General features: G+C 62.7%; 19 protein-coding genes. 7 read left to right on the top strand and 12 right to left on the bottom strand.

The features are described 5' to 3' along the window. Nucleotides 1-21: 21 nt before the first annotated feature. The 3 genes from PP1Y_RS04425 to ptsP are packed head-to-tail and all read right to left on the bottom strand — an operon-like array spanning nt 22 to nt 5,230. The gene (locus tag PP1Y_RS04425) at nt 22-1,743 is read right to left on the bottom strand and encodes a PTS fructose transporter subunit IIC (RefSeq protein ID WP_013836883.1); all 1,722 of its coding nucleotides are present in this window, start codon (nt 1,741-1,743) and stop codon (nt 22-24) included. Then, nucleotides 1,743-2,708: a 1-phosphofructokinase gene (pfkB, locus tag PP1Y_RS04430; RefSeq protein ID WP_013836884.1), complete on the bottom strand. Its 966-nt coding sequence runs from the start codon at nt 2,706-2,708 to the stop codon at nt 1,743-1,745. Before pfkB ends, PP1Y_RS04425 begins: the two co-directional genes overlap by 1 nt. After that, nucleotides 2,708-5,230, bottom strand: coding sequence for a phosphoenolpyruvate--protein phosphotransferase (ptsP, locus tag PP1Y_RS04435; RefSeq protein ID WP_013836885.1), 2,523 nt, complete (start codon nt 5,228-5,230; stop codon nt 2,708-2,710). The genes pfkB and ptsP overlap by 1 nt, the downstream gene beginning before the upstream one ends. Before the next feature lie 141 nt (nt 5,231-5,371). Between ptsP and PP1Y_RS04440 the strand changes: the two genes are divergently transcribed. The 3 genes from PP1Y_RS04440 (at nt 5,372) to PP1Y_RS04450 (ending at nt 8,311) form a co-directional block, all read left to right on the top strand. Then, nucleotides 5,372-6,382, top strand: a complete 1,011-nt coding sequence (locus PP1Y_RS04440; protein WP_013836886.1) for a LacI family DNA-binding transcriptional regulator — start codon at nt 5,372-5,374, stop codon at nt 6,380-6,382. Continuing rightward, nucleotides 6,379-7,236: a shikimate 5-dehydrogenase gene (locus tag PP1Y_RS04445; RefSeq protein WP_013836887.1), complete on the top strand. Its 858-nt coding sequence runs from the start codon at nt 6,379-6,381 to the stop codon at nt 7,234-7,236. The genes PP1Y_RS04440 and PP1Y_RS04445 overlap by 4 nt, the downstream gene beginning before the upstream one ends. Nucleotides 7,237-7,306: 70 nt before the next feature. Continuing rightward, entirely contained in the window at nt 7,307-8,311 is a 1,005-nt protein-coding gene (locus PP1Y_RS04450) for a class 1 fructose-bisphosphatase (protein ID WP_013836888.1), read from the top strand. 50 nt (nt 8,312-8,361) lie between these two features. On the opposite strand, the gene PP1Y_RS04455 is transcribed toward PP1Y_RS04450, so the two are convergent. From PP1Y_RS04455 to PP1Y_RS04470, 5 genes are all read right to left on the bottom strand, one after another. After that, on the bottom strand, nt 8,362-8,841 hold the full coding sequence (locus PP1Y_RS04455) for a nuclear transport factor 2 family protein (RefSeq protein ID WP_013836889.1): 480 nt from the start codon (nt 8,839-8,841) through the stop codon (nt 8,362-8,364). Nucleotides 8,842-9,189: 348 nt separating this feature from the next. After that, nucleotides 9,190-10,296, bottom strand: coding sequence for an LLM class flavin-dependent oxidoreductase (locus tag PP1Y_RS04460; protein ID WP_013836890.1), 1,107 nt, complete (start codon nt 10,294-10,296; stop codon nt 9,190-9,192). Nucleotides 10,297-10,425: 129 nt separating this feature from the next. Next, nucleotides 10,426-10,554, bottom strand: coding sequence for a hypothetical protein (locus tag PP1Y_RS26465; RefSeq protein ID WP_255327335.1), 129 nt, complete (start codon nt 10,552-10,554; stop codon nt 10,426-10,428). Between the two features lie 104 nt (nt 10,555-10,658). Continuing rightward, the gene (locus PP1Y_RS04465) at nt 10,659-11,336 is read right to left on the bottom strand and encodes a TetR/AcrR family transcriptional regulator (protein ID WP_013836891.1); all 678 of its coding nucleotides are present in this window, start codon (nt 11,334-11,336) and stop codon (nt 10,659-10,661) included. Between the two features lie 102 nt (nt 11,337-11,438). Further along, nucleotides 11,439-13,058, bottom strand: coding sequence for a GMC family oxidoreductase (locus tag PP1Y_RS04470; RefSeq protein WP_013836892.1), 1,620 nt, complete (start codon nt 13,056-13,058; stop codon nt 11,439-11,441). Between the two features lie 188 nt (nt 13,059-13,246). On the opposite strand from PP1Y_RS04470, the gene PP1Y_RS04475 reads away from it, so the two are divergent. From PP1Y_RS04475 to PP1Y_RS04485, 3 genes are read left to right on the top strand one after another with little or no spacing between them, the layout of a single operon-like run. Beyond that, the gene (locus PP1Y_RS04475) at nt 13,247-13,675 is read left to right on the top strand and encodes a DUF6379 domain-containing protein (protein ID WP_232512254.1); all 429 of its coding nucleotides are present in this window, start codon (nt 13,247-13,249) and stop codon (nt 13,673-13,675) included. After that, nucleotides 13,672-14,676, top strand: a complete 1,005-nt coding sequence (locus PP1Y_RS04480) for a sugar phosphate isomerase/epimerase (protein ID WP_013836894.1) — start codon at nt 13,672-13,674, stop codon at nt 14,674-14,676. Before PP1Y_RS04475 ends, PP1Y_RS04480 begins: the two co-directional genes overlap by 4 nt. Continuing rightward, entirely contained in the window at nt 14,673-15,782 is a 1,110-nt protein-coding gene (locus PP1Y_RS04485; protein WP_051009945.1) for an amidohydrolase family protein, read from the top strand. Before PP1Y_RS04480 ends, PP1Y_RS04485 begins: the two co-directional genes overlap by 4 nt. Nucleotides 15,783-16,001: 219 nt before the next feature. Here the strand turns inward: PP1Y_RS04485 and PP1Y_RS04490 are convergent, their stop codons facing one another. Beyond that, complete coding sequence (locus PP1Y_RS04490) at nt 16,002-17,084, bottom strand: YeiH family protein (RefSeq protein ID WP_013836896.1); 1,083 nt, start codon at nt 17,082-17,084, stop codon at nt 16,002-16,004. A 109-nt stretch (nt 17,085-17,193) separates the two neighbouring features. On the opposite strand from PP1Y_RS04490, the gene PP1Y_RS04495 reads away from it, so the two are divergent. Next, nucleotides 17,194-18,432 (top strand): MFS transporter, encoded by a 1,239-nt coding sequence (locus PP1Y_RS04495; protein ID WP_083835159.1) that lies wholly within the window; start codon nt 17,194-17,196, stop codon nt 18,430-18,432. 43 nt (nt 18,433-18,475) lie between these two features. Here the strand turns inward: PP1Y_RS04495 and PP1Y_RS04500 are convergent, their stop codons facing one another. The 3 genes from PP1Y_RS04500 to PP1Y_RS04510 all read right to left on the bottom strand — a co-directional run bounded on the left by PP1Y_RS04500 (nt 18,476) and on the right by PP1Y_RS04510 (nt 24,759). Continuing rightward, nucleotides 18,476-20,251 carry a diguanylate cyclase domain-containing protein gene (locus tag PP1Y_RS04500; protein ID WP_013836898.1) on the bottom strand — a complete coding sequence of 592 codons (1,776 nt, stop codon included), beginning with the start codon at nt 20,249-20,251 and terminating at the stop codon, nt 18,476-18,478. Nucleotides 20,252-20,438: 187 nt separating this feature from the next. Next, nucleotides 20,439-22,865 (bottom strand): TonB-dependent receptor, encoded by a 2,427-nt coding sequence (locus tag PP1Y_RS04505; RefSeq protein WP_013836899.1) that lies wholly within the window; start codon nt 22,863-22,865, stop codon nt 20,439-20,441. 136 nt (nt 22,866-23,001) lie between these two features. Then, the gene (locus PP1Y_RS04510) at nt 23,002-24,759 is read right to left on the bottom strand and encodes a sulfotransferase (RefSeq protein WP_013836900.1); all 1,758 of its coding nucleotides are present in this window, start codon (nt 24,757-24,759) and stop codon (nt 23,002-23,004) included. Nucleotides 24,760-25,091: the final 332 nt, after the last annotated feature.

Raw genomic sequence — 25,091 nt, forward strand, 5'->3', positions numbered from 1 at the left:
CTTGTTGTTGTCGTAGGCCATTCAAGCCTTGGCCGTTGCCACCGGGGGGCGTTTGAACAGCCCCACGAGCACGGCGCTGATCAGCGTTCCGGCAACGATGGCGACCGCGTAAGTCGCAAGGTGGGTGACGGCGCCCGGAATGGGCAGCACGAAGATGCCGCCGTGGGGGACCTTGAGTTCCACGCCCGCTGCCATCGAGATCGCACCGGCCGTGGCCGAACCGGCCATCAATGAGGGGATAACCCGCAGCGGATCACGCGCAGCGAAGGGGATCGCGCCCTCGGTGATATAGGCCAGGCCCAGCGCTGCGGCCGCGCCGCCCGCCTCGCGCTCTTCAAGGGTGAAGCGGCTGCGGAACAGACGCGTCGCCAGCGCAACGGCGAGAGGCGGGGTCATGCCGGCAGCCATCGTTGCGGCCATTGGGGTGTAGACGTTGCTGGCAATCAGGCCGACAGAGAAGGCATAGGCGGCCTTGTTGACCGGACCGCCCATGTCGAAGGCCGACATCGCGCCCAGGATCATGCCCAGCAGCAATGCACTGGATCCCTGCATCGAACGCAGCCATTCGGTGAGGAAGGCCAGCACCGCAGCCACGGGCGTGCCGATCGCATAGACCATCAGGAGGCCTGTCAGCAGCGTACCCAGCAGCGGCAGGATCAGGACCGGCTTGAGCCCCTGCAGGTTCTTGGGCAGGCGGATCAGGCGGTTGAGATATTCGACGCCGTAACCGGCGATGAAGCCCGCGGCGATGCCGCCCAGAAACCCGGCGCCGATCTGCGCGGCAAGCATCCCGCCCACCATGCCCGGGGCAATGCCGGGACGGTCGGCGATGGAAAAGGCGATGTAGCCGGCAAGTGCCGGAACGATGAGAGCGAAGGCACCCTGCGCGCCGATCTGGAACAGCGTGTGCGCCAGCGTGCCCTCGGCCGCATCGGCACTGGCCCCGATGCCGCCGAGGGCAAAGGCGATGGCAATCAGCAGGCCGCCTGCGACCACAAAGGGAAGCATGAAGGATACGCCGGTCATCAGGTGTTTGTACGGCCCGGCCCGCTCCTTCTGTCCCGCGGGCGCCTTATCGCCAGTACCAGTGATGGCATCGCCGCCCTGGACTTTCGCTTCGGCCAGGGCCCGCTCGATCAGCTTGGCGCCGCCGGAGATCGCGGGCTTGGTGCTCGACGCGAAGACGCGCTTGCCGGCGAACCGCGCCCGATCGACTTCGCGGTCGGCGGCGATCATCACGACATCCGCCGCAGCGATTTCCTCGGCAGTGAGCGGCGTGCCTGCACCCACCGAACCCTGCGTTTCGACGCGGATCGGGTAGCCGAGCTGGCGGGCGCCCTCGGTCAGCCCTTCGGCGGCCATGAAGGTATGGGCAATGCCGGTCGGGCAGGAGGTGATCGCGACGATGCGCGGGACGGTCGGATCGGTGCCTGCATCGTCGGCTTGCCCGGCATCGTCGAAGACCAGTGCGGAGGCCGGATCGGCCAACACGGCTTCCAGAGTCATGTGGCGGTCGGCTCGATGGGCAAGCGCTTCGTCGGCTACTTCGTCGGCGACCAGCAGCAGCCTTGTGCCCGAAATTGCCGTGTCGTCACCGAGTGGATTGAGCACGCCCTGTTCGGTGCGCACTTCGATTTCGATGTCGCGGCCTTCGGTGCGGGCCGCGAGGCGCAGCGCTTCGCCTGCCAGCACGCCCTGTACGGACGAGGGGCCCGCCTCTACGATTGCGAAGACCTTTTTCATCATGCCTCTCCTGCCGTCTTTTGCGCGGCTGTTGGAACTGGGGTTACGCTCACTTCGTCGGCCAGTGCGGCCACACTGGCGAGTGCGGGCAGGTTCGGGCCGGCCATGCCGAGCTTGGCAACGGCAAACGCCGTGGCGAGGCGCGCAGTGCGTTCCAGCGGTGCCCCTTCGAGCAGGGCTGCCGCGATCCCGGCCACCATGGCATCGCCGGCACCGACCGTGCTGGCCAGCTCACCGATGGCGAGACTTGCGGTGAGCGCACCTTCGCCAGACACGAACAGCGCTCCCTCCTCGCCCATCGAGATGACGACCACTTCGATGCCGCTGCTGCGCAACGTGCCTGCAGCCGCAACCAGATCCGGCAGATCAGGCAGGTCGCGGCCCAGCAATTGTGACAGTTCGTCGCGATTGGGCTTGACCACATGGGGCGGCTGCGCGGCCTCGAGCGCGCACTTGAGCGGCAGGCCGCTGGTGTCGAGAATCAAGCGGCATCCGCGTGCATGCAGGCGTTCCAAGAGCGTGGCGTAAGTATCTGGCGGGCAGCCGGGGGGAAGGCTGCCCGCCAGCACGACGAGGTCGCCTTCGCGGGCCGCGTCGCAGATCGTGGCGGTGACCATCTCGGCCCGGCCGGCATCGACCGCCAGGCCGTCGAGATTGATGTCGGTGGTGCCTGCAGGATCCACCAGCTTGAGATTGACCCGGGTGGCGCCGGCAATGCGGATGAAGCGATCCTCGATGCCCTTGGCGGCAAACAGCGCGTCGAAGGGTGCCGCATTGTCGCTTCCCAGCAAACCGTAGGCGGAAACGCCGACGCCCCAGTCAGCCAGGCAACTGGCGACGTTGACGCCTTTGCCACCGGCGTTCTGGCGCACGGCATGGGCGCGGTGGACTGCGCCCGGCTCCAGCCGGTCGAGCGTGACGGTCTGGTCGATGGCCGGGTTGAAGGTGACGGTAAGCGCGCGCATCACATGGCCTTTCCGTCGAGCGCGCGCACTTGCGCCGCGCCGTCCATTTCCAGGGCCTGGGCGGCCAGTCTGTTCAGTTCGCCGCGGTCGCAGCCCCGCAGCCTTGCCTTCACGGCCGGGATGTCGCGCGGGGTCATTGACAGCTCGTCGACGCCGAGGCCGACCAGCAGCGCAGCACCGAACGGGTCGCCGGCGATGCCGCCGCATACGCCGACCCAGCGGTCATGGGTCCTGGCGCCCTCGACCGTAGCGGCGATCATGCGCAGCACCGCCGGGTGGAGGCTGTCGGCCTCGCCGGCGAGTTCCGGGTTCTGGCGGTCGATTGCGAGTGTGTACTGGGTCAGGTCGTTGGTGCCGATGGAGAAGAAGTCGGCGTGGGCTGCGAGCTGGGCGGCCTGCACCGCCGCTGCCGGAACCTCGATCATGATGCCGATCGGCACTTGCGGCGCATCCAGCTCGGCGCGGACGGCTTCGCAGCGCTTGCGCAAGGCAAGCAGTTCGTGCGCCGATGTGATCATCGGAAACATGATCGAGAGATTTCCGCCTTCCCTGGCGGCCCGGTAAAGCGCGCGCAGTTGCGGCTCGAGCAGATCAGGGCGGCGCAGCAGCAGGCGGGCGCCGCGCACGCCGAGGAAGGGGTTCTCTTCAACCGGCAGTTCGAGGTGGGGCACCTGCTTGTCTCCGCCGATGTCGAGCGCGCGCACGATCAGCGGGCGCTCTTCGTTTCCGGCGGAAAGCGCATCGATCATCGCGCGGTAGACGGCAAATTGCTCGTCCTCCCCGGGAGTGTTGCCGCTCTCGAGGAAAAGGAACTCGGTTCGCATTAGCCCCACGCCTTCGCCGCCCTGTGCCAGTGCGAAGCCGACCTGATCCGGGCGGTTGACGTTGGCTGCGATTTCCACCCGGTGACCGTCGCGGGTCACGGCAGGCTGGCCGCGTTCTTCTTCCTCGGCGACGCGCTGTGCGGTGAGGTCGGCGATCCAGCCACGCGCGGAGGCAAGGTCTTTTTCGGATGGATCGAGCCAGACGCGGCCGCCGTCGCCATCGACGATGGCCGTCGTGCCGGACGCCGCTGCCAGCAGGTCGGCACCGCTTGCCACGACCGAGGGCAGGCCCAGTGTACGTGCAAGGATCGCGCTGTGCGATGTCGGTCCGCCCAGTGCGGTGGCGATGCCGGCGACCCTTGCGGTATCGAGCGTGGCGGTATCGGATGGAGACAGATCAGGGGCCACAAGGATGCAAGGTTCTTCGGGCAGATCCGCAAGCGTACCGGTGACGAGACCGGGGTCGATCTCTGCAAGGACCCGGCGGCCAACGTCCGTGAGGTCAGCGGCGCGTGCAGCCAGAACCGGATTGCCGAGCGCCGACAGCTTGCCGGCAATGCGCTGTACGGCCTGATGCCAGGACCAGGCAACGCCGTGACCTTCGACCATGAGCTGGCAGGTCAGGGTTATGATGTCGGTGTCTTCGAGCAGTTCGGTCTGCGCCTTGAAGATGGCGGCTTCCGAAGCACCCAGGCGGCGCGTGGTGTCGTCGATCAGCGCCTTCATCTGCGCACGGGTGCGCACCAGGGCCTCGTTCAGCATCGCGCCCCCGTTCACGAGATCAACCGGCACATCTGGGACGGACAGTTCGGCTGCCGACAGCACGTGGATCGGTCCGATCGCCAGGCCCGGGCTGGCGGCAACGCCGGCGATCATGCGCGGGCTGCCCACCGGCGTCCAGCACCGCACGGGTGCCTTGCGCTTCTCGGCGGCGCGGGCGGCGTCTTCCTTTTCGCGTGCGGAGAGGCTCCGGACAGTGGCGACGAACTTCTCGAGCGCGTCTTGCGCGGCGGGCCCCTCGGCCGAGAACTTGATCTCGTCACCGCAGCGCAGGCCAAGCTGGAGCAGCGCCACGAGATTGCGCGGATCGGCGCTTTCCTCACCGTGACGGACACGCAGGCGCACGGCGCTGGCGCGGGCGGCTTCCACCCATGTCGATGCAGGCCGGGCGTGGAGCCCGGTCGGATAGTCGACGATCCATGCTGCGGTATGGGCGAGGTCCTCGGCAGGGACAGAAGGGGCGGCGGGGGTTCCATCCTCGAGCAGGGCGCGCGAGAACTCGGCGGGATCGTCGGTCGCGATCAGGACCTGCAGGCGTTCCTCGTCCTGGATGAGACGGGTGAGCCGGCGCAGGATGGTGATGTGGCTGTCAGAGTTGGCGGCGATGCCGACGACGATATGGGCGCGCTGTCCCGGGTTCCAGTCGATGCCCTCGCGAAGCTGGAGGATGGCGATTCCGTCATTGCGCACCAGTCCCTTGTCTTCACCCAGTCCGTGGGGGATCGCGACACCGGAGCCGAGGAATGTGTTCGCCAAGGCTTCGCGGCGCACCATGCTTTCCTCGTATCCGGGCGCAACACAGCCTGCAGCGACCAGAAGTTGGCCGACCTGGCGAATCGCATCGGTCTTGTCGGTGGCGCTGGCATCGATCCGGACGAGATCGGCTGCGTGCGACGCGGGAATGGCGTCTGCGAGCATGATGGTTCCTCTCCTCTTGCTGTGCTGAGAAAACGATTTCTCAGAGAATTTGTCAAGAGGGGTTGCGATTTTCAGCCAGAATGAGGCATAGTCTCACCAGTTGAGAGGGCGATTGCCGTAATTATAAGAGAACGATTTCTCATGGCAGTAGGTATCAAGGACGTGGCAAAAGTTGCTGGAGTTTCTCCGGCCACGGTATCCCGAGTCCTGGCAGGACGCACAGTCGATGCGGAGATGTCGGAGCGTGTGCTCGCCGCGGTCAAGTCCACGGGATATCGCCCTAACCTTGCTGCGCGGCGGCTGCGTTCGCAGCATACCAATACGATCGGTCTGGTCGTGGCCGATATCCGCAACCCGTTCTTCACGGCCGTATCGCGCGCCGTCGAAAGCCTTGCCGCTGCGCGCGGCCTGCGGGTGATTCTCTGCAATACCGATGAGGATCCCGAAAAGGAGGCTGCTTATCTCGAACTCCTGCACGAGGAGCGCGTGTCGGGTGTGATTCTCGCCCCGACTCGCCAGCGGGTCGCCGCGGCGGGACAACTGGAACTGGACTATCCCGTCGTGCTCATAGACCGCTCGACGCCAGATGGTGAATTCGACAGCGTCGTGCTCGACAATGCGCGCATGGCCGAAGTTCTTGTCGAACACGTGCATGCGCAGGGACACCGGCGCGTTACAGGTCTGTTCGGTGCATCCAGTTCCACCGGCATCGAGCGACGGGAAGGTTTCCGCAAGGCGGCTGAGCGTCTGGGGCTGGATGCAGATGCCGTGGCCGTGCCGCATGCACCGCAAGCAGCGGCACAGGCGATTGCGGACTTGCTGGACTCCAACAAGCGGCCCGATGCGCTGATTGCCAGCAACGGCGTCATGTTGCTGAATATCTTGCGGGCCCTGCGCGATCTTGGACTGGAAGTACCCCGCGACATTGCCCTTGCCGGTTTCGACAACAACGACTGGATGGAGTTCGTCGGTGGCGGGATCAGCGTGATAGAGCAGCCGGTCGAGGAGATCGGACGCACGGCCATGACCATGCTGCTGGATCGCCTCGACCACCCCGATGCTCCCGCGCGCAAGGTCGTGCTGGGCGGGCGGTTGGTTGTCCGCGGGTCGAGCCTGCGCACCGGCGCCGAATGCCGCGTGGCCGGGGCATGAGCTTGCTGGAACGCAACAGCATCGGACGCGATACGCGCCTGTGCATGTCGCTGTCGGGGCGACCGGGCAATGCCGGGTCGCGCCTGCACAACTGGCTCTATGGCCATTACGGTCTGGACTGCGTCTACAAGTCTTTCTCCACGAGCGACATTGCTGCGGCGGTCGGCGGCATACGGGCACTGGGGATCCGGGGCTGCGCGGTTTCCATGCCGTTCAAGGAGGCCGTCATCCCGATGCTCGACGGGCTTGCGGCATCGGCCCGGGCCATCGGCAGCGTCAACACGATCGTCAACGATGACGGTGTGCTTACCGGCTACAATACCGACTACGTGGCCGTGCGCGACCTGCTCACTCGTCGCGGGATCGACCCGGCGATGCCGTTCCTGCTGCGCGGGAGCGGCGGCATGGCGAAGGCGGTGATCGCTGCCCTTCGCGACTCCGGTTTCTTGCGCGGTACGATCATCGCGCGAAATCGCCAGAACGGACCGGCGCTCGCCGCCCGGTATGGATTCGATTGGCGAGAAGACATGCCCGCATCAGGCGCGCCGTTGCTCATCAACGTTACCCCGCTTGGAATGGAAGGGGTCGAGGCGGACCGCCTTGCCTTCCCCGCAGGGCAGGTCGAGGCCTGCGACATCGCCTTCGACGTGGTTGCCCAGCCCGCGGACACACCTTTCATGCGCGCCGCGCAGGCAGCAGGGAAAATGACGATCTCTGGCGCGGAAGTGATCGTGCTTCAGGCGATTGAACAGTTCGTGCTTTATACAGGCGTGCGACCGGACGCAAAAGCAGTGGCGCGGGCCGCCGCTTTCGCCCATGGCGACGAAGTTGCGGAAAAGCTGCGAGAGGCCTAACCGCCCCCCAGTTTTTACTGGGTACCCAATGACTGGCGCCGATCCGGGGCGTGCAAGGCGAAGGACAATGATGCAACCGATCACACTGACCCGCTTCCTCATCGAGCAACAGCGCCGCGAGGACAGCGCCTGCCCTGCAGAACTGCGCCTTCTGATCGAAACGGTCGCGCGGGCCTGCAAGACGATCGCCCATGCCATTTCCAAGGGCGCGCTCGGCGATGTGCTGGGCAGCCTTGGCTCGGAAAACATCCAGGGCGAAGTGCAGAAGAAGCTCGATGTCATCGCCAACGAGATCCTGCTCGATGCCAATGAATGGGGCGGGCATCTGGCCGGCATGGCCTCGGAAGAGATGGAAACGATCCATCCCATCCCCAACCGCTTTCCCAAGGGCGAATATCTGCTGCTGTTCGATCCGATCGATGGGTCCAGCAACATCGACGTCGACCTGTCGGTAGGGACGATCTTTTCAGTCCTGCGTGCCCCGGAAAATTCTGCGGGCCGCGATGTGATCGAGGAAGATTTCCTGCAGCCCGGTCGGCACCAGGTCGCTGCCGGATATGCGATCTACGGGCCGCAGACGCTGCTGGTCCTCACCTTGGGTAATGGTGTCTACGAATTCACGCTGGACCGTGAAATGGGTGCCTGGCGCATGACCGACGGGCCGCTGCAGATCCCGTCAGGTACGAAGGAAGTGGCGATCAACATGGCCCGGCGCGAGCAGTGGTCGCCCGAAGTCCGCCGTTACATCGACGAACGCGTGGGCTGCGAGGCTGGACCTTTGGCTGGGCAGTACAACATGCGCTGGACGGCATCGATGGTCGCGGACATTCACCGTATTCTCAAGCGGGGCGGCGTGTTTCTCTACCCGGCCGATCATCGCCAGCCAGGCAAGGCCCGCTTGCGCCTGCTCTACGAGGCCAACCCGATGAGCATGCTGATCGAACAGGCCGGCGGCCGTTCGAGCGACGGCGCTGGCTCCATTCTCGATACGCAGCCGACCAGCCTGCACCAGCGCATCGGTGTAGCCCTTGGCGATCCGGAAGAAGTGGAAGCGCTCGTTTCGCAGGACGCCTGAAAAAGTCGGGGCCCGTCACGGGCCCCGGCAACGATGCCAGTCGAGCCAGGTCAGTCCGGCTGTTCACCCAAGGATACGTATAACCGCGAAATTCGCGAGGTTTGGATGCACCACTGGTCGTCCTGCTTGCGATAGGTTTCGTGATAGTGCCCGCAGCCGTGGAGGGTGAGCACAGTCCCGCTTTCGTCCCAGATCTGGTCTTCCATGGCGATGACGCCGCGGGCCGTGTCTGCCGAGAGGATCTCGATCTCGTGGCAATGCCCATGGTGAACGGTGCGGCTCGTTTCCACCGCGCCCACGATGAACTGGGTAATCACGTCGCCGCCCTCATAGACCCAATCATTGCTCTCAGCAGCGCGGCCGGCTTCTCCCTTGCCGTCGACGTTTAGCGAAGCGCGCGCGTCAAACACTGCATCATCGGCAAAGACGGTGCGCAGGCCTGCCCAGTCCTTGGTGTCCATGCAGCGAAAGTAGCGGCCCTTGAGCTGCTTGATTTCCTCGATCGCGAGCAGGCGTTCGCTGGTATCCATCGGCATTCTCCCGGAAAATTCGTTCGTTCGGTTCATCTTCTGGGAAATGACAATTGCCCAAGTCGTAGCAAAGCGCACCTCGCCGACTGGCTAGGGTTCCGCCCCAAGGCGTGCCACTGCCAGGATGCGCTGGGCCGCGGCCCAAACCGCATCGACCGCTAGCGATCCCTGTTCCATCGCCTGGGCAAGCTTTGCACTTCAGGAGCGGGGAGGCCCGGTCATTTCGAAATGACACCGGGCACTCAAGTTGGCATTCACCGGTCGATCACATGACGCGACTGGCTCCCCGGACGATGGCCTCGCCGAGTATCAAGCGATTTCCCGGTCAAGACTTGTGTCCAATCAAGTTCAGCCGTGGCTGCGCAAGTGGGGCATTACATCGCTCGCGAGGAGGCGAAGTGTACGATTGCCCCATTCGAGGCGCTGCTGGGTGACGGGGCCGGTGGTGGTGCCGCACAGGATGTTGCCGATGCCCAGCTCCGCATAGGGTTCAAGGTGTTCGCGCACGGTTTTCGGGCTGCCATAAAGGCACCAGGTGGCGATCCAGTCCTCGGTTAGGGCCATGGGGGTCTCGTCGGTCTTGGTGTTGGCCGCGTCCTGCTCGGCCTTGTCGCCATAGAGCTTCTCGCGATCGACGGCGGCATGGTAGGCCTTTAGGATCACTTCGAGTTCCTCGCGGGCCTGCTCGTCGCTCTCGGCGATGTGGACGCATTGATAGCTGTGGGTGGTCCAGGACAGGGCATCGGCGACGGTCTCGTCGCTATGGCCGGCGGCGAGCAGCATGTCACGGTAGGCGGTGAAATACTTGGTGACGTGCTTGAGCGGCTCGGTACCGCCGATCTTTGGCGGGGTGAAGGCCGGGATGAATGCGGGCCAGCCATGTTCGGCCGCGCGGCGCGCGCTGGCTTCCTTCATGGCGACGGGCATGAGCCGGGCATGGCCCTTGGAATAGGGCGCAGGGGCGATGCGCTGGAGGACCTTGCCGCGGTAGGTCCCGTTATCGAATTCGACCGGGGCATCGGCCATGGTCTTGGCCCAAAGCTGTTCGGCGATGGCAAGATTGGCGTCGGAGACCGGCGAGGCTTCCTTGTAGTTCACACCGAATCCGATCATTTCCTCGGGCGTGGTGCCCGAGCCGACGCCGACGAGCAACTTCCCCTTGGTCAGCTGATCGAGGATGTTGATGCGTTCCACGAAGCGCACGGGGCTGTGCAGCGGGACCGACGTGACCGAAAAGCCGAAGTGCAATTCGGGGAACTTCGCAGCCAGATAGGCGGCGAATATCATCGGGTCGCTGGCGACGGGCATGTAGCCGGTGAAATGATGATCGGGCAGGAATACCGCATCGAAGCCGAGTTCGGCGGCGAGGCCGGCATGGTCGATACTGTCCAGGATGAACTGGCGATCCTGCTCCGGCGCCGTCGTGCGACCGGCAAGGAATACAGAAAAACGCATCGAAACGGTGTCCTCTCATCACAATAGGCCGAAAGTCATGGCTTCCGGCATCTCGAATCAAGATTAGAACAATAATTCGCATTGTGCAAGTGGGGCGATCCGGGAGGAGGCGCGCGAAGCGTACCCTGTTCAGATCATCTGCGTGCGATAGCTGCTATCATGCAGCACCGGTGCGATCGTCGGCGTGTTCAGTTGCAGGCCGGGATTCGGCGTCATGGCAATAAGGACGCAAAGTGGCTGCCCGTGCGGCAGGATCACTAAGCCCCCGCGAGGTTGTAATGCTGGGAAGTCGCCCAGTAATCAAGGCGTGAGATTACGCGGTCCTGGCAGATAACCCGAACCCGGCGTGTTCCGGAGGGTTTTCAGATTTTGGCGATAAGGTAAGCGAGGCACATGTTGCCGAGTTCGGTTTTGAGCTCGTTCCAGTCCTGCTGGTGCACGGCTTCGCCTGTGGATCCGAGGCTGAGTTGCCTTGCGAGTGTGGCGAAGATGATCTGGTAGGCGGCGTTGGCCTTCTTCTGGCAATCGTTGCCGCTGAACTCGGCGCGATATTCGAGCATGGCCTCGATGCAGATTGCTGCGGCGCGGTTGGCGCTGGCGCGGCCCGGTTCGGAGACGAGGGGGTCGAAGGAGGCGCGCTGCATGCTCAGGCGCAGGAGCGGGGCATGCTTCTTGAGCAGTTCGGCAAAGGCCTCGACGAACCGGGGCACGAAAGTGGTGAGCGAGGTGGCGCCGGCGCGCACCTTCTCGATCATCGCGTCCTCGTCGAGCGCCATCTTGGCCAGGTGGTTGCCGATGACGGCGCGCACGAGGTTTTCCTTGCTCTCGAAGCGCAGGTAGATCGACCCGATCGAGACGTTGCCGCTCTGGCTGACGTCCTGGAGGGTGAAGTCCTCGCTGCCGCGCGCGAGCATGAGCTTTTCGGCGGCGACGAGCATGCGCTCCAGGGAGGCCTTGCTGCGGCCCTGGAGCGGCGTCTTGCTGACGGTATCGACGCTCAGCGTGGCCCCGGCATCCCTTGCTTTTGCTTTTCTTGGCATAGGTTTCATCTGGAGCCCGTTTGAAAAGGAAACGTCAATTCTATTTAATCGTCCCGCCCCGGTCGCTGGGTCATCACGGGCCCTGCAGGAAGGGCTGCAATTCTAGCGATTGTCTTCCACTATCAATTCGGCTGCCCGCGCGCCGACAGCCATGGCCGGACCATTGGTATTGCCCGAAACCGGCGTCGGCATGATCGAGCAGTCGACTACGCGAAGACCTTTCAAGGTGTGAACGCGACATCGCGAATCGACAACGGACGAGCGAAGGTCGGTGCCCATCGTACATGTTCCCGTGCCGTGAAGGCCCGGATCGACCATGTTGCGCAGTTCCTCGATGAGGGCCTCGTCCCCCTTGACAGAGTCGCCGGGCACGCGCTCCGCGCCGGTGAAGCCTTTCATCGTATCCGACCTTGCAATGGACCGCAGCATCTTGATCAACTCCAGCGCCTTGGCGACGTCGCGCCCGTCGCTCCACAGGCCTGAATCGATCAGGGGCGCGGCGCGGAAGTCAGGCGAGGTGAGTGTAACCTCGCCGCGGCTCCACGGACGCAAGTGATAGCCCGCGATGGTCAGACCCGGGCGCTTGGAAATTGGGCTACCGGGCTTTGCGACCATCTCCTTGACCGTTCGCATCGCGAAGGGAGCAGCGGCAAGCTGCATGTCCGGCCAGTCGGCTTCGCAGTCCTTGCCCGCGTAAAGCATGGTTAATGGCATGCCGACGCGCGCCAGGGGGCCATTACCGAAGGCAAGGTAGCGCATGGCGTTGCGATAGAGCCGCCACCCGGTGAAATCACGGTTGATGCCGGGGTGGCCGTGCAGGTCGAAGGAAATGGCCAGCTTCTGGTGATCGCACAGGTTGCGCCCGACCGCGGGCAGGTCCTGCAGGACCGGAAGGCCCAGCGCCGCCAGGTCCGCGCCCTTGCCGAGCCCGGAGAGCTGCAGGATTTGCGGTGATTTGTAGACGCCGGCGCTGAGTACGACTTCGCGCTTCGCAGAGTAGGTCAAGATCTGGCCTTCGCGTTCGCATTCGATGCCGGTAGCCCTGCCATCTTGGATGACGATCCGGCGTGCCGAGGTGCCGGTCACGATATCAAGATTGGACCGTGCACGGATCGGTTTCAGGAATGCCTCATAGCTGGACGCGCGCCTGCCCTTTCTGTCGACAGTGTACTGGCTGCGGCCCACACCCTGCGTGCCGGGGGTGCAGATGTCATCGAGCCAGGGAACGCCAAGTCCGGTGCAGGAATCCACGATAGCTCTGTAGACGCCTGAATCGTGTTCGGACTGCGTGATCTGAAGCGGTCCGCCGGTCCCGCGCGATGGATCTGCGTGTGCACCTGCATAGTCCTCGATCTGCGCGTAGCAGCGGCTGATTTCATCCCAACCCCATTCGTGCAGCCCCAAGTCACGCCAGCCATCGAAATCGCGCGGCTGACCGCGCAAGTACCAGGTTCCGTTGACGGCGGATGAGCCCCCAAGGCCTTTACCGTAGCTGTGCATTTCATTGCGTCGACCGGGGTGTTGAACGACAGGGAAGGACCAGAAGTACTCTGGCTTTCCCAGGATTCTCACGAAGCCGCCGGCCATGTGGATGAACAGTGTCTGGTTGTTGCCGCCGGCCTCGAGCAGTAGCACGCGGGCTGCGCTGTCGCGGCTAAGCCGTTCCGCTACTACGCAGCCGGACGAACCCGCGCCAACGATGATGTAGTCGTAAGTGGACATGTCACGCACCCTCGATTGCCCCGTTGTCCGCGTGCTCTTGTCGACCGAGTCCGGCACGCCCATTAAAAGAATTAAAATTCTGGTTTGATTTTGTCCAGATTGAAATCCCGGTTGACGGCGAGCTGGGCATTAATTAGAAGTTTTATTCTAATAATTGCTGGCGACGAGGCTAAAAAGCCTGTCGCGTCGTGGCTTTTGGCGAATCGGCCAGGGAGAGTGCATTGCTGCCTGTAGAAAGAGTCATCGCGGAAAACGGTCTGCACATTTGTGCAGATGGGGTGCGTATCGATGTTCGCTTACCGTGGTACCGTTCCCTGCCGCTATCCACGATTGAAATCGAAGCGCTGAGCATCGGCGGGACGCCGATCGATCTCACGTCTGTGCGTTTCGAACTCGAGGGCAAACGCTGGGACTTTCATCAACTGGCAGAGCAGACCGATGCGTTCTGGTTCGTGCTGGACCAGGCACAGCTGTTGGTGCCAGGCCAGACACTGGAGCCTGGCTCCGAACACGAGGTCGCGGTGACCATCGCGCTCTATCCGCCTTACATTCCGGGCATGCGCCGGTCCAACAGCCAGAAGCTCACGCTCAAGGCCCTTGAGGGAAAAGTGCAATGATCGCCCTGACCGGCCCTGTGACCGGGGCGACCCTTTATGCCTTCACCAACGAATTCGTGTCCCGTGCCTACGATTTCGAAGGCCTGCTTCGAGAGGTTGCCCGGCGTGGATTGGGCCCCAGCGTCGAAGTTGTGGGATTCCAGTCGATCAAAGGCTTCCCCGAAGTGAGCGATGCATTCGCCGATCGATTCGCGCAACTCATGGCAGAACTGGAGCTGGAACCCTCGTCGCTAGCGATCAATTCCGATCGTTTCCTCAAGCGCGGACAACCGATCCCGGACGAACAGCTGCTCGAATACCACAAGCGGCAGATGCGCTCGGCCGTAAAGCTGGGCTTCCCGGTCGTGCGCTACCAGTTTGCTACGCCGCCTTCCATGGTGCGCGATCTGGCCCCTTATGCTGAGGACCTCGGGATCAAGATGGGGCTTGAAGTGCATGCGCCTGCCCATGCGAACCACCCTCTCGTTCAGGCCTATCGCGAGATCTATGAACAGGTGAATTCCCCGGCGCTCGGCTGGATTCCCGATTTCGGCGGAACGGCTAGCCGCTTGCCGCCAAGTCTTCTGAACGCAGCGCGCGAGCGCGGGGCGCCCGAAGGCCTGATAAACCTGCTTCTGGAAATCTGGCCCGAACCAGGCGCGCCGCATGAGCGTGCCGGAAAGCTGCACGAAATTGCGCTCAAGGAGGGCTACAGGCCCGAGCATATCCAGGCCGTAAGCCTGGCTTTCTTCATCCTGGCGAAGAACGACCCACGCAGCTGGGCCGAACTCGTCGACCGTACCATTCACATTCATGGCAAGTTCTACCACGTCGATGACGAGGGACGTGAAGAGGCGATCGACTACGAAACGATCTTGCCGCTGTTTCGCGATGGCGGCTTCACAGGCACGATGGCGAGCGAGTGGGAAGGCCATGCCTATTGCGTGGCCGACGCCTTCGACGAAGTCGCGCGCCATCAGGCCATGTGTCAGCGTTTGCTGGCAGAGCCGAGCCCGGCATGATGCGCGGCTCGCGTCGCCAGGTGGTGCTGGGCGCCATTGCCGGTGCAGCGATCGCACCGCGGCTCTCGGCAATGGCGGTGCAGCCGCCCGGGCCACGTGTGATCGCCTGCGAGGAAGGGTTTTCCATACCCGAGCTTATCGACGCGGTCGATGCCTTCATGGCGACGCGCGCCGACAAGGAGCCGGGGCTTGCCAGCCTGATCGGGCCCGGTGGCAAGTTTCCGCGCATGCCGCAGTTGCTCGATCCCAAGCGGCGCATCGCGGACATGGATGCAAGCGGCGTGGACATGCAGGTGCTTCTGCTCAATTCGCCGGGCGTGCAGATCTTCGAGGCACGGCAGGCCGGCGAACTGGCGGCGCTCGCCAATGACCGGGCCGCAGAATGGAAACGGCAATGGCCGGATCGGTTCGCCCCACTCGCTGCATTCGCGCCGCAGGATCCCGCGGCGGCTGCTCAGGAGCTGGAACGCGCCGTCACCCGGCTGGGCTTGCATGGCGGTATCGTCAACTCCAGCACGCACAACCGCTATCTCGACGCTCCGGAGTTCTGGCCGATCTTCGAGGCAGCGCAGGCTCTGGGCGTGCCGATATACATTCATCCTCGCGAACCGCGAACGGACATGCTGGAGCCTTACCTGGAGCACAACCTGCAGGGCGCAGTCTGGGGCTATGCCGCCGAAACCAGCCTTCATGCACTTTCACTGATCATGGCCGGGGTGTTCGACCGGTTTCCTGACCTGACGATCGTGCTCGGCCACAACGGCGAAGGCATTCCCTTCAATCTCGATCGTATCGACAATCGCTACATGACGATGCACGGCGGCGGAACGGGCAAGCTCAAGATGAAGCCCAGCGAATACTTTCACCGCAACTTCGTAGTAACCACGAGCGGCACGAACTGGTCGCCCGCCGTCCGGTTCTGTCAGGATGTGCTCGGACCGCAGCGCGTACTGTTTGCGGTCGATTATCCATTCGAAAATGGCGTGGAGGCCGTCCGGGCCGTGGATGGAATGACGATGAGCGACCTGGAACGGGGCATGTTCCTTCACGCAAATGCGGAAAGGGTGTTCAACATTCCGCCATCACGAACCGCCTCAGATTGGTGATGGGGGGCGGTGAGCCCGGGCTAATGTCGGTCTCGCGCGGCGATTTGCGGTAGCGCTGGATGACCGGGTCGGGCTTGTCGCCGGTGCATTCAGCGGGATCCTGGCGAAGAACCGGCCCGAGCGGGTGAGTGAGCCCGAGGACATTGCGTCGCGTCCTGCGAAACTGACGAATTCGGCGGACCTGGGCAGAATGGACCGCCCTGATGCCGAGAGTGAATTTCAGCTTCCAATGCTGAGGCTGACGAAGGCCAGTGCGGACAGGAAGCTCGCCAATGTCGCGACGATGACCGGGGTCAGCGATCGCCAGCCAAGTTCGATCAGGAGATCCATGCGCGAGCGCATCGCCGTGGCTGTCACGGCAAGCAGCAGGAGGGCCTTCGATCCCGACAGGGCGGCGGACTTGGCCACCTCCGGCACGGCGAAGAGGCTGTTGAAGGCAACGACACCGATGAACGCTGTGATGAACCACGGCGGGCTGAACCTGCGCCAGGCGGGGTGGTTCTCCTGCCCTGAACTGGGACCCAGCCACAAGCTGACCAGCATGACGATCGGCGCCAGCAGGGCTACGCGGGCTAGTTTGACGATTGTGGCATAGGATCCGGCGATGTCGGAATAGGCGTAACCACCGCCGATTGCCTGCGCGACATCGTGAATGGACGCGCCGATCAGAAAGCCGGCCTGCTTGTCGTCGAAGCCGAGCTGTGCGGCCAAGGCCGGATAGATCGACATGGCAATGGCGCTGGCCAGCGAAACGCCGACAAGCGTCAGCGCGAACTGGGCCTGACTGAGCCTTTCCTTGCCGATCACGCCGTAAAGCGCGAGAGCTGCACTGGCGCCGCAGATGGCCGTCGCGCCGCCTGCCAGAATTCCGGCATAGCGCGATTGTCCGGATATGCGGGCACCTGCCAGGCCTGCGCCGAAGGCCAGCGCCATGATGACCAACAGGGCCGCGAAGGGCTGGATGCCCAGCGCCTCGATCTGGACGAAGGTGATCTGCAGCCCGAGAACGACAATGCCAAGTCGAAGGCAGGTGCGCGAGGCGAAGTCCAGGCCTGCATGCGTATCCTGATCGCGCGATATGAAATTGAGGGCGAGGCCGATCAGGAGGCCCATGAGGATGATCGGGAAGCCATAATGGTCCGAAAGCCATGCCGCTGCTCCTGCCGCGGCACTGCACGCCAGCAACCCGGGGACAAGGTGCGATGGCGCACGCCTGCCTGGCGGCGGAGTGTCCCCGGTGAGCTGCAGTTCGCCGAACAAGTCGCCAGCATGGGGCGATGCCCGCCAGTCCACACCTCTCATCCCTCTCTCCCATCCGATATGTCTAACGGTGTCATATTTTGCTTCCCTTATCAGGCGCCGGCGCTAAGCTGCAACAACAAATCGGCCGGCAGGGCCGGGGACCGGGAGAATGCAGGTGGTATCGCAAGAGGAGATGATGCGCGAAAAGGTGGCGAGCAGGATCGTTGTCCTGTTGGTCGTACTTCTTTTCGTGGGCAATGCCCTCAATTACGTCGACAGGCAGGTTCTTGCCCTGCTCAAGCCCACGCTCGAGGCCGAGTTCAACTGGACCGATACGGATTATGCCCATCTCGGCGCGACGTTCCAGATCGCTGCTGCCGCCGCCCTGCTGGGAGTAGGCTGGTTCGTCGACCGGTTGGGCGTGCGGCTGGCCTATGGCATCGCCATTGCGGTCTGGAGCGCTGCAGGCATGGCGCACGCCCTTGCCGCAAGCGTGCAGCAGTTCGTTGCTGCGCGTGTCGTTCTGGCCGTCGGCGAGTCGGTGAGTACGCCAGCCGGGCTCAAGGCCGCAGCGATCTATCTGCCTGCCCGGCAGAGAAACGTCGCCATCGGACTGATCAATACCGCGCCCAACATTGGCGCAATCATCACGCCGCTGCTGATCCCGCCTTTCGCGATTGCCTTCGGCTGGAAAGCGGCCTTCATCGTGACCGGGAGCCTGGGCTTCATCTGGCTGGCATTCTGGTGGCCGACGATGCGCGGAATCAAGCCGCTCCATCATGTTGCGGAGCGCGCTCCCGTGAGATGGGGGGAGATGTTGCGGGACCGCAGGACCTGGGCTGTTACCGGCGCCAAGGCCTTCACCGACTGCGTCTGGTGGTTCGTGCTGTTCTGGATGCCCGACTTCTTCAACAGGGCCTTCGGGATGAGCCAGGCCGATCTGGGGTGGCCCATCGCGATCATCTTCGTGCTTGCCGCGCTCGGCGCGATTACATCCGGGGGCCTTTACCCGATCCTCCTGGGGCGCGGTTATACCGTCAATCGGGCCCGCAAGATGTCGATGCTGTTCTTCGCGGTGACGGTCCTCATCATGCTTCTGGCCCTTCAGACCGAAAACCCCTGGCTTGCCGCGGTGTTCATAGGGTTCGGGCTGTTCGCTCACCAGGGCTTTTCAACGAACATTTTCGGCATGGCCGCTGACATCGTTCCCTCGGCGCGCATGGCAAGCGTGATCGCGGTGGGCGCGGTGGCGGGCAACCTCTCAGGAACGGCGATGATCGAATTCGCAGGTTGGTCGCTGGATAGCGGACTGGGCTACGGTCCGATCTTCGGCATTTGCAGTGTTGCTTACCTGTGCGCGCTGGCATTCATCCATCTGGTTGTACCGGATCTCCAGCTGGAAGACTGAGTTCGCTCATGGCCTGCGCCGGCCTGAGCTAGGCGGGTGCGGGTCAGGCAGCAGCCCGAACGCCATTCCTGCCGAAGCGCTTCATATCGTAAAGCGCCACGTCGGCAGCGTGGAACACCTGGTCGGGTAGGTCCGACGCGCGAAATTCTGCGACGCCGCAACTGACTGTCGCGAGGATATGGACAGTATCCTGGCTGAAGGCAGGCGTTTGCCTGACGGACTCGACGATACGCAGGCAGGCATGTCGCGCCGTTTCCAGATCGCAGTGCAGCAAGATGGCGAATTCATCGCCGCCGATCCGGGCAATGAAGTCGCCCTCACGCATGCTTGTCCTCATGCGCTGGGCTATTTCCCGCAGGACAATGTCGCCCACGCAGTGACCGTGGGAATCGTTGATGGCCTTGAAGCAATCTACATCGACGATTGCCAGGGCAGCGGGCCCGCTCGCGGATTGGGCGAGGGCTTCCAACTCGGCGCGCAGTCCTTGGCGGTTGGGCAGGCCGGTAAGATCGTCCTTGAAGGCTTTCGATGCCAATGTGACCTCGTTGTCCTTGCGCACTGTCACATCGCGCAAGTTGATCACCGCGCCAGCAATGCCGCCGTTGCGCTTGAGCAGGCCGATCGAGCCTTCAAGAACCAGTTCAGGGCGCATCATGGGAGTGAATTCGAACGTCCCGGGAAGGACGATATCCTTCCTTGCAGCCCGGCGCATCTCCTGGACGAGATCCTGCGCCAGAGGCGAGACGGTGTCCAGCGAGCGGCCGATGATCTGGCCGGGTTCGAGGCCCAGGTACTTCCTGAGCGGTCCTTCCGCCCACTTGCAGACGCCGTCCTCGTCGAAGCCGAGGATTCCGTCCGGTGAATGGGTCATCATCAGGCGCAGGGCTTCTTCGCGCTCGGCCAGGTCCTGAAGGACGGACTTGCTTGACGAGACGATCGTCGCAACCGGCAGTACGGTGGCAAGCAGCAGGACGAGGTAGAACTGGAAATAGAATTCCTGAGCGCCCTTGGAATAGGGCATGGCCGCGACAGGCCCCAGACCCTTGATCGTCGTGACCGCGCCTATGATGGCGATGATGATGACGCCCGCCATGACTGACGAATTGCCATGTCTGAAGGCCAGCACCAGTAGCGAGGAAGTCAGCAGGAATAGAAGGGGTATGCTGCCTTGGGTGAAGACGAAGGCTGTCAGCAACGAGTGCGAGCCGACCAATCCCAGGACCTTGGCCTTCTCTAAGGGGCTGCGCGATTGAAAGCCGCGGTAGTAGCTCCCGTCAAACAGTGCCATCAGGAATGGCGTGACGACAATGTAGCCCAGCGAATTGCTTACGAACCAGCGCAGGAAGGAAGAACCGAGAGCCTCTCCATAATTGAGAAAGGTGACGAGCGTTCCGGCGCCGGCTCCGACAAGGGGCGCGGCGAGCCCTGTGCAGGCCACGAAGCCCAGGACGGTGCGAGCGTTGGCAAGCGGGTTTTCGCCTTTGTTAACCTGCAGCAGTAACCAGGCCGCGAGCCAGGTCTGGCCCATGTTGATGCCGCCATAAAGAAACAGCCCCGGCGTCCATTCCCGAGTCAGGACGTTCGCAACCAGATTGCCGCACCAGCCGGCAAGCAGCAAGTAGGGCCAGTCACGCTTCGGATGTTTCAGCAGAAGGGCAAGAATGACAGCGTCGGCAGGCCACATCGTGGCGTGCGCGTGCTGATCGGAAGTGACGTAGATCGTGGTCCAGGCTAGCAAGGCATAAGCAAGAGCGCCGATAAGCGCGCTATCGACGCAGTGCTGCCAGTCCTCTTTCTGTTCACGTACTTTGGCGACCATTGTCGCCCGGTCTAGCAAGATTCGTTAAAGAAATTTCTATCGTCGATTAGGTAGTGAAAAAGGATGTTCAAGTTTCTGATTTGCTTAAAAATATCTCTTTCTCTTGAATCTGACGGATACCGCCAAAAGGTTCCAGGATCGCCTGGTGTTCAGATCAATGCGTAGGTCGTTCCCGATTGGCTGACCACTAATAGTCGTAGCCGACCTTGATGCCGAATAGCTGGGGCTTCGTCGGATAGGCCATCGCGTATTCTCCGCAGAGTTGCGGGGCGCAGACAGTGTTGAGCGACAGAATGCCGTGGCTCGAAAAGGCATTCTGGATGAAGCCCTCCACGCGATAGTGATCCCAGTTCATTCCGATTGAAAAGTCGGCAGTCGTGAAGGCCTTTGTTGGGCCGACCGCGGCAAAGTCGCTGTCGGTCAGGAACGAGCGAGAGCCGCCCTGGTGGCTGACCGTTGCCTGGAAGAACGCCGTTCCGGCGCCTACAGGCGCCTCGTATCGTGCGGTGGCATTGCCCTTGAACTTGGGCATGACCGGCAGTCGGGTGCCTGAGGGTGTGGACTCGCCCAGTGAGCAGTCCGGATTGTTGGTCGCGTCGAGGTAACAGAAACCGCGCGAAAGCTGCGCGTCGACGTACGTGGCGCCAGCCGAGAGCGAGAGTCCGCCAAAGCGCATCGAAAGGTCGCCCTCGATGCCGTAGATGCGTGCATCGCCGGCATTGTAGGTATTGGTCACGCCATTCTGACCGAAAGGCACGAGGCCGAATTGCAGGTTCTTCCACTTCTCGTAGAATACCGCGCCATTGAAGATGGCAGGCCCGAGGCGGGTTTTCCAGCCGATCTCATAGTTATCGAGGGTGTCGGCCTTGAATGGCCTGACGCCCGGCCGGCGGTTGTTGCCACCAGGCCGATAGCCGCGCGACACCGTAGCATAGAACATGATGTCCGGCGTTGCCTGCCATTTGACGCCGCCCTTCCAGATGACGCCGGATTCGTCGACTTTCTTGTCCACGCTCTGGCATGGCACGTCGGGGATGTCGGTGGGGAAGCAGATGGCCGGATCAACGCTGCTGCCGAAATTCAGGCCGGAAAATCCGAAGATCGTGTTCTTGGCCATGAAGCCACGGACGCCGCCGATGAGCGTGATCGAAGGGACGATGTCGTATTCGGCCTGCGCGAACATCGCGTAGTCGCGGTCCTTGCGGTTTATCCGGGTCCGGAAGGCCGTGTCGGAATTCGGGAAGGGGACGACCCAGTAGGGATCGACTGCGGTGCCAAGCCCCTGAATATCGTAATCGGCAAAGACCTTGTCGGTCTGGATCTGCAGGAACAGGCCGGCCGTGAGGCGGAATGGCTTGTCTGAGGGCGAGCTGACGCGAAGTTCCTGTGTGAACTTGGTATACTTGTCCTTCAGGATCGCGTTCTGGGTCGGATCGAGGAACTGACCGTCGGGTCCGATGAACTTGGTCGCATCGCTGAAATAGGTGACGCCGTCGTACTCGTAGGTGTAGCTGTCGTAGGCCACGCTGTAATATGAATAGTCGGGGCGGTTATCGACCGTGCGCTCGAAGTAGCCTCCGACATAGGTGACGTCCCAGTCCGACAGCTTGCCCTGTACGGTCAGCGCAGCTTGCCACCATTCATCCTTGTTGTAGCCGGGTAGATAGGAAGTGACCGTGAGGTAGGGCTTGGCTGTAACAGCCGGACGGTTCGCGTTTGCCGGCACATCGCGCACCGGACCCCACAGAAAACTGCCGTGGGCAACCTGGTGCTGGTACATGAATGAGGGCGTGACCGTCCAGGAATCGTCGAGTTCGATGCCCAACGCGGCGCGCCCGCCTACCGTCTCGACATCGTTGAAGTCGTCTTCCACAAGCCCCGCATTGGTGACGGTAACGTTTGTCGCCGGATCGTTGTCGTCCAGATAGAATGTGCGCGTGCCCGGCTTGTTGTCGATATAGCCGCCTTGTTTTTCATAGAACGCACTCACGCGCAGCGCCATCATGTCATTGAGCGGCAGGTTGACGTAGCCTTCGACTGCGCCGCCGAAGTCGCCCTTGCCCCACTTGTTGGCCTGCAGGTCGATCGAGCCGGATGTTTTGCCCGGATCGGGCTTGTTGGTGATGATCCGCAGCACGCCCGAAAGCGATGATGCGCCGAAGAGCGTGCCTTGCGGTCCGGCGAGAGCCTCGATGCGGGCGATGTCATAGACGTGGAAATCTACCGTGCCGCCGATCGTCGTGACGGGCACGTCGTCGATATACATCGAACTGGTCGGCAGGGGGCCGATGTGCAGGCCATCACCGCCGGAAGCCACGCCGCGGAAGAAGATCTGCGACTGGCTTGGCCCGAACGATTGGAAACTGACGCTGGGCAGGATCTTCGCGTAGTCGTCGAACGAAGCGACGTTTGCGTTTTCCAGGCTCTCCGAGCCGAGGACATTGATGCTCAGCGGGACTTTCTGGAGGCTTTCCTCCCTGCGCTGGGCGGTGACGATGATTTCGCCGCTATATTCGTCGCCGGCCTGCTGGGCATGGGCGGCGATGGGCGCAATAAGAGATGTCGTAGAAAGCAGAGTGAAGGCGAACCGGCCTTTTCGGATTCCTCGAAGCATACGGAAACCCCCCTGAAATGATGCGGCATAGTTTGCCATGCGCGACTGTTCGCAAAGCGAATTGTTTCAGGATGTCGTGTTCAGTGTTGCTTTTTTAACGTCGCGTTGCCGCCGCGCCACAGTGATATCTTCAGTCTTAGCGGCAAGCGTAGTCGTCGAGCGTGGTCCCGAGGGCTTCGCGGAGCGGCGCCAGGCGGTCCTCCACCGCGCGCCACAGGCCGGCGCCGTCGCGATTGATCGGGCGGCGGACTTGTTCCGAACTGGCTGTGCGTACGGCGCGGTCATTTTCGAAGAAGCGCAGGCAGGCATCCTCGAACGGGAGGTTCAGGGCATCCAGAAGGCTGCGGGTCGCCGCTTCGGGATCATCCAGCAGGTCCTCATGGATGACCCTTACGGTGCGACCAGGCAGGACCGTATCGAAATGGCGCATCAACCGGACGTAATCGGCGTAATAGTGGCCAATGTCGGCAAGGTCGTAGGAGAACGCCTGACCGGTAGCGAAGTGTTGGCGGAAGTTCGAATAGCCGCAGTCAAGCGGATGGCGGCGGGCATCGACGATGCGCGCATTGGGCAGGATCAGGTGGATCAATCCGGCATGCAGCCAGTTGTTCGGCGTCTTGTCGATGAACAGGAGCTTGCCTTCGCGGCGGTGGATGCGCGTGCGCTCGAGATAGCTTTCGCCCAGGTCGTGCAATCGCTCGGGACCGAGATCGGAGATGACTTCGGGATAGCTGCCTTCCTTGCCGAGTTGTGAGACGAGCGAGAGGATATCGGGCAATTCCATCGTACCTTCGACCATCGAGTGGCAGGATAGGATCTGCTCTATCAGGGTCGATCCAGCGCGAGGCAGGCCCAGTACGAATACCGGATCGGGTGCCGGGCAACCCATGCCCTTGCGCTGCGCCAGAAATGGAGCATCGAACAGGGCAATGGTTCGATCGACGGCACTTCTCGTTCTTTCGGCGCTATAGGGCAACTGCTTACGGCGCAGGGCATTGGCCGTGAGATAATGGTCGAAGCCTTGCTCCGGGCGCCCGGCATCCTCAAGCGCCTTGGCGAGCGCGAAATGGAGATGGTAGCGATCTTCGGCGTTGGCCGAGGGTTCGGCAAGTCCGGTTTGGATCGCGGCGATATCGGCTTCTTCAAGGCGCACCGTCTTGAGATTGGCGATCGACCACCATGCCTCCCCGAATGCAGGGCGCAAGTTCAGCGCGCGGCGATATGCGGTTACCGCATCGGCCTGCCGACCCACAGTCTTCAGTGCGTGTCCGTAGCTGGTCCAGATGCGCGGTTGGCGTTCGCTGCCCGGACGCGCCAGTACGCTTTCGTACAGGCTGATCGCTTCGGCGAACTCGCCCAGCCGCCCGACGACCGCGGCACGCAGCACGCCATTTCCGGGGCCTTCATCGGTCAAGCGATCCAGTTCGGCGAGGGCTTCCACGGTCTTGTTCTGGCGATAGAGGGCCATGGCCAGATTGGTGCGCGCGGCGACGAAGGCGGGAGCGAGTTCCAGCGCCCGGCGCAGAAGTTTCTCTGCATCCTGATAGCGCCCGATCCTGCCTGCAACTTCAGCAAGCATGCGAATGGCGGCGACGTCGAACGGGTTTTCGCGCAGGCGACCGCGAAGCAGCGGTTCTGCCTGTTCAAGCCTGTTCTGGACCATTGCGTGTCCGGCCTGGATCAGAACCGGATCGAGGGTTGCCGCGTCGATCGCGGCCAGCTCTTCGAAACTGGCCCGTTCGTCATGGCCCAAGGCGCGCAAGGCCCGGGCGGCGAGGCGGTGGGCTTCGGCGTCGTCTGAATTTCGAGCCAGCAACAGCTCGCAGTCGCGAAGGGCGGCGCGTGGGTCCTGGGCCACTTCCTTGCGTATGGCGGAATAGGTTGCCGGCGTCATGCGTGGATCGACACCTCATCATGATGGGTTCCATATCTTTCTTACAGGACAAGATTCACGACTGGCAATCATTTGCGCACCTTTGATGCACCGGAGAGACGGGGCCGTGAAAAGTCCCTGTGTTCAACTGCCAAGGCTCAGAGCGCGGCTCGAGATATGGGGTGCATTTTGCGACGGGACTTTGAGGAGCGGATTGAATCCATGCGGCAGTCCTGTTGACCGAGTGAACGTTCCAATCTAGATGAACGTTCACAAGAATGGGCGGCTGTTCCCGGCGCGGGCGAGGATGGAATGGATGTCGCAACACCGCGGCGCCGACGATCGGGGTCTAC

It is taken from the genome of Novosphingobium sp. PP1Y (genome assembly GCF_000253255.1).
Taxonomy (GTDB): Bacteria; Pseudomonadota; Alphaproteobacteria; order Sphingomonadales; family Sphingomonadaceae; genus Novosphingobium.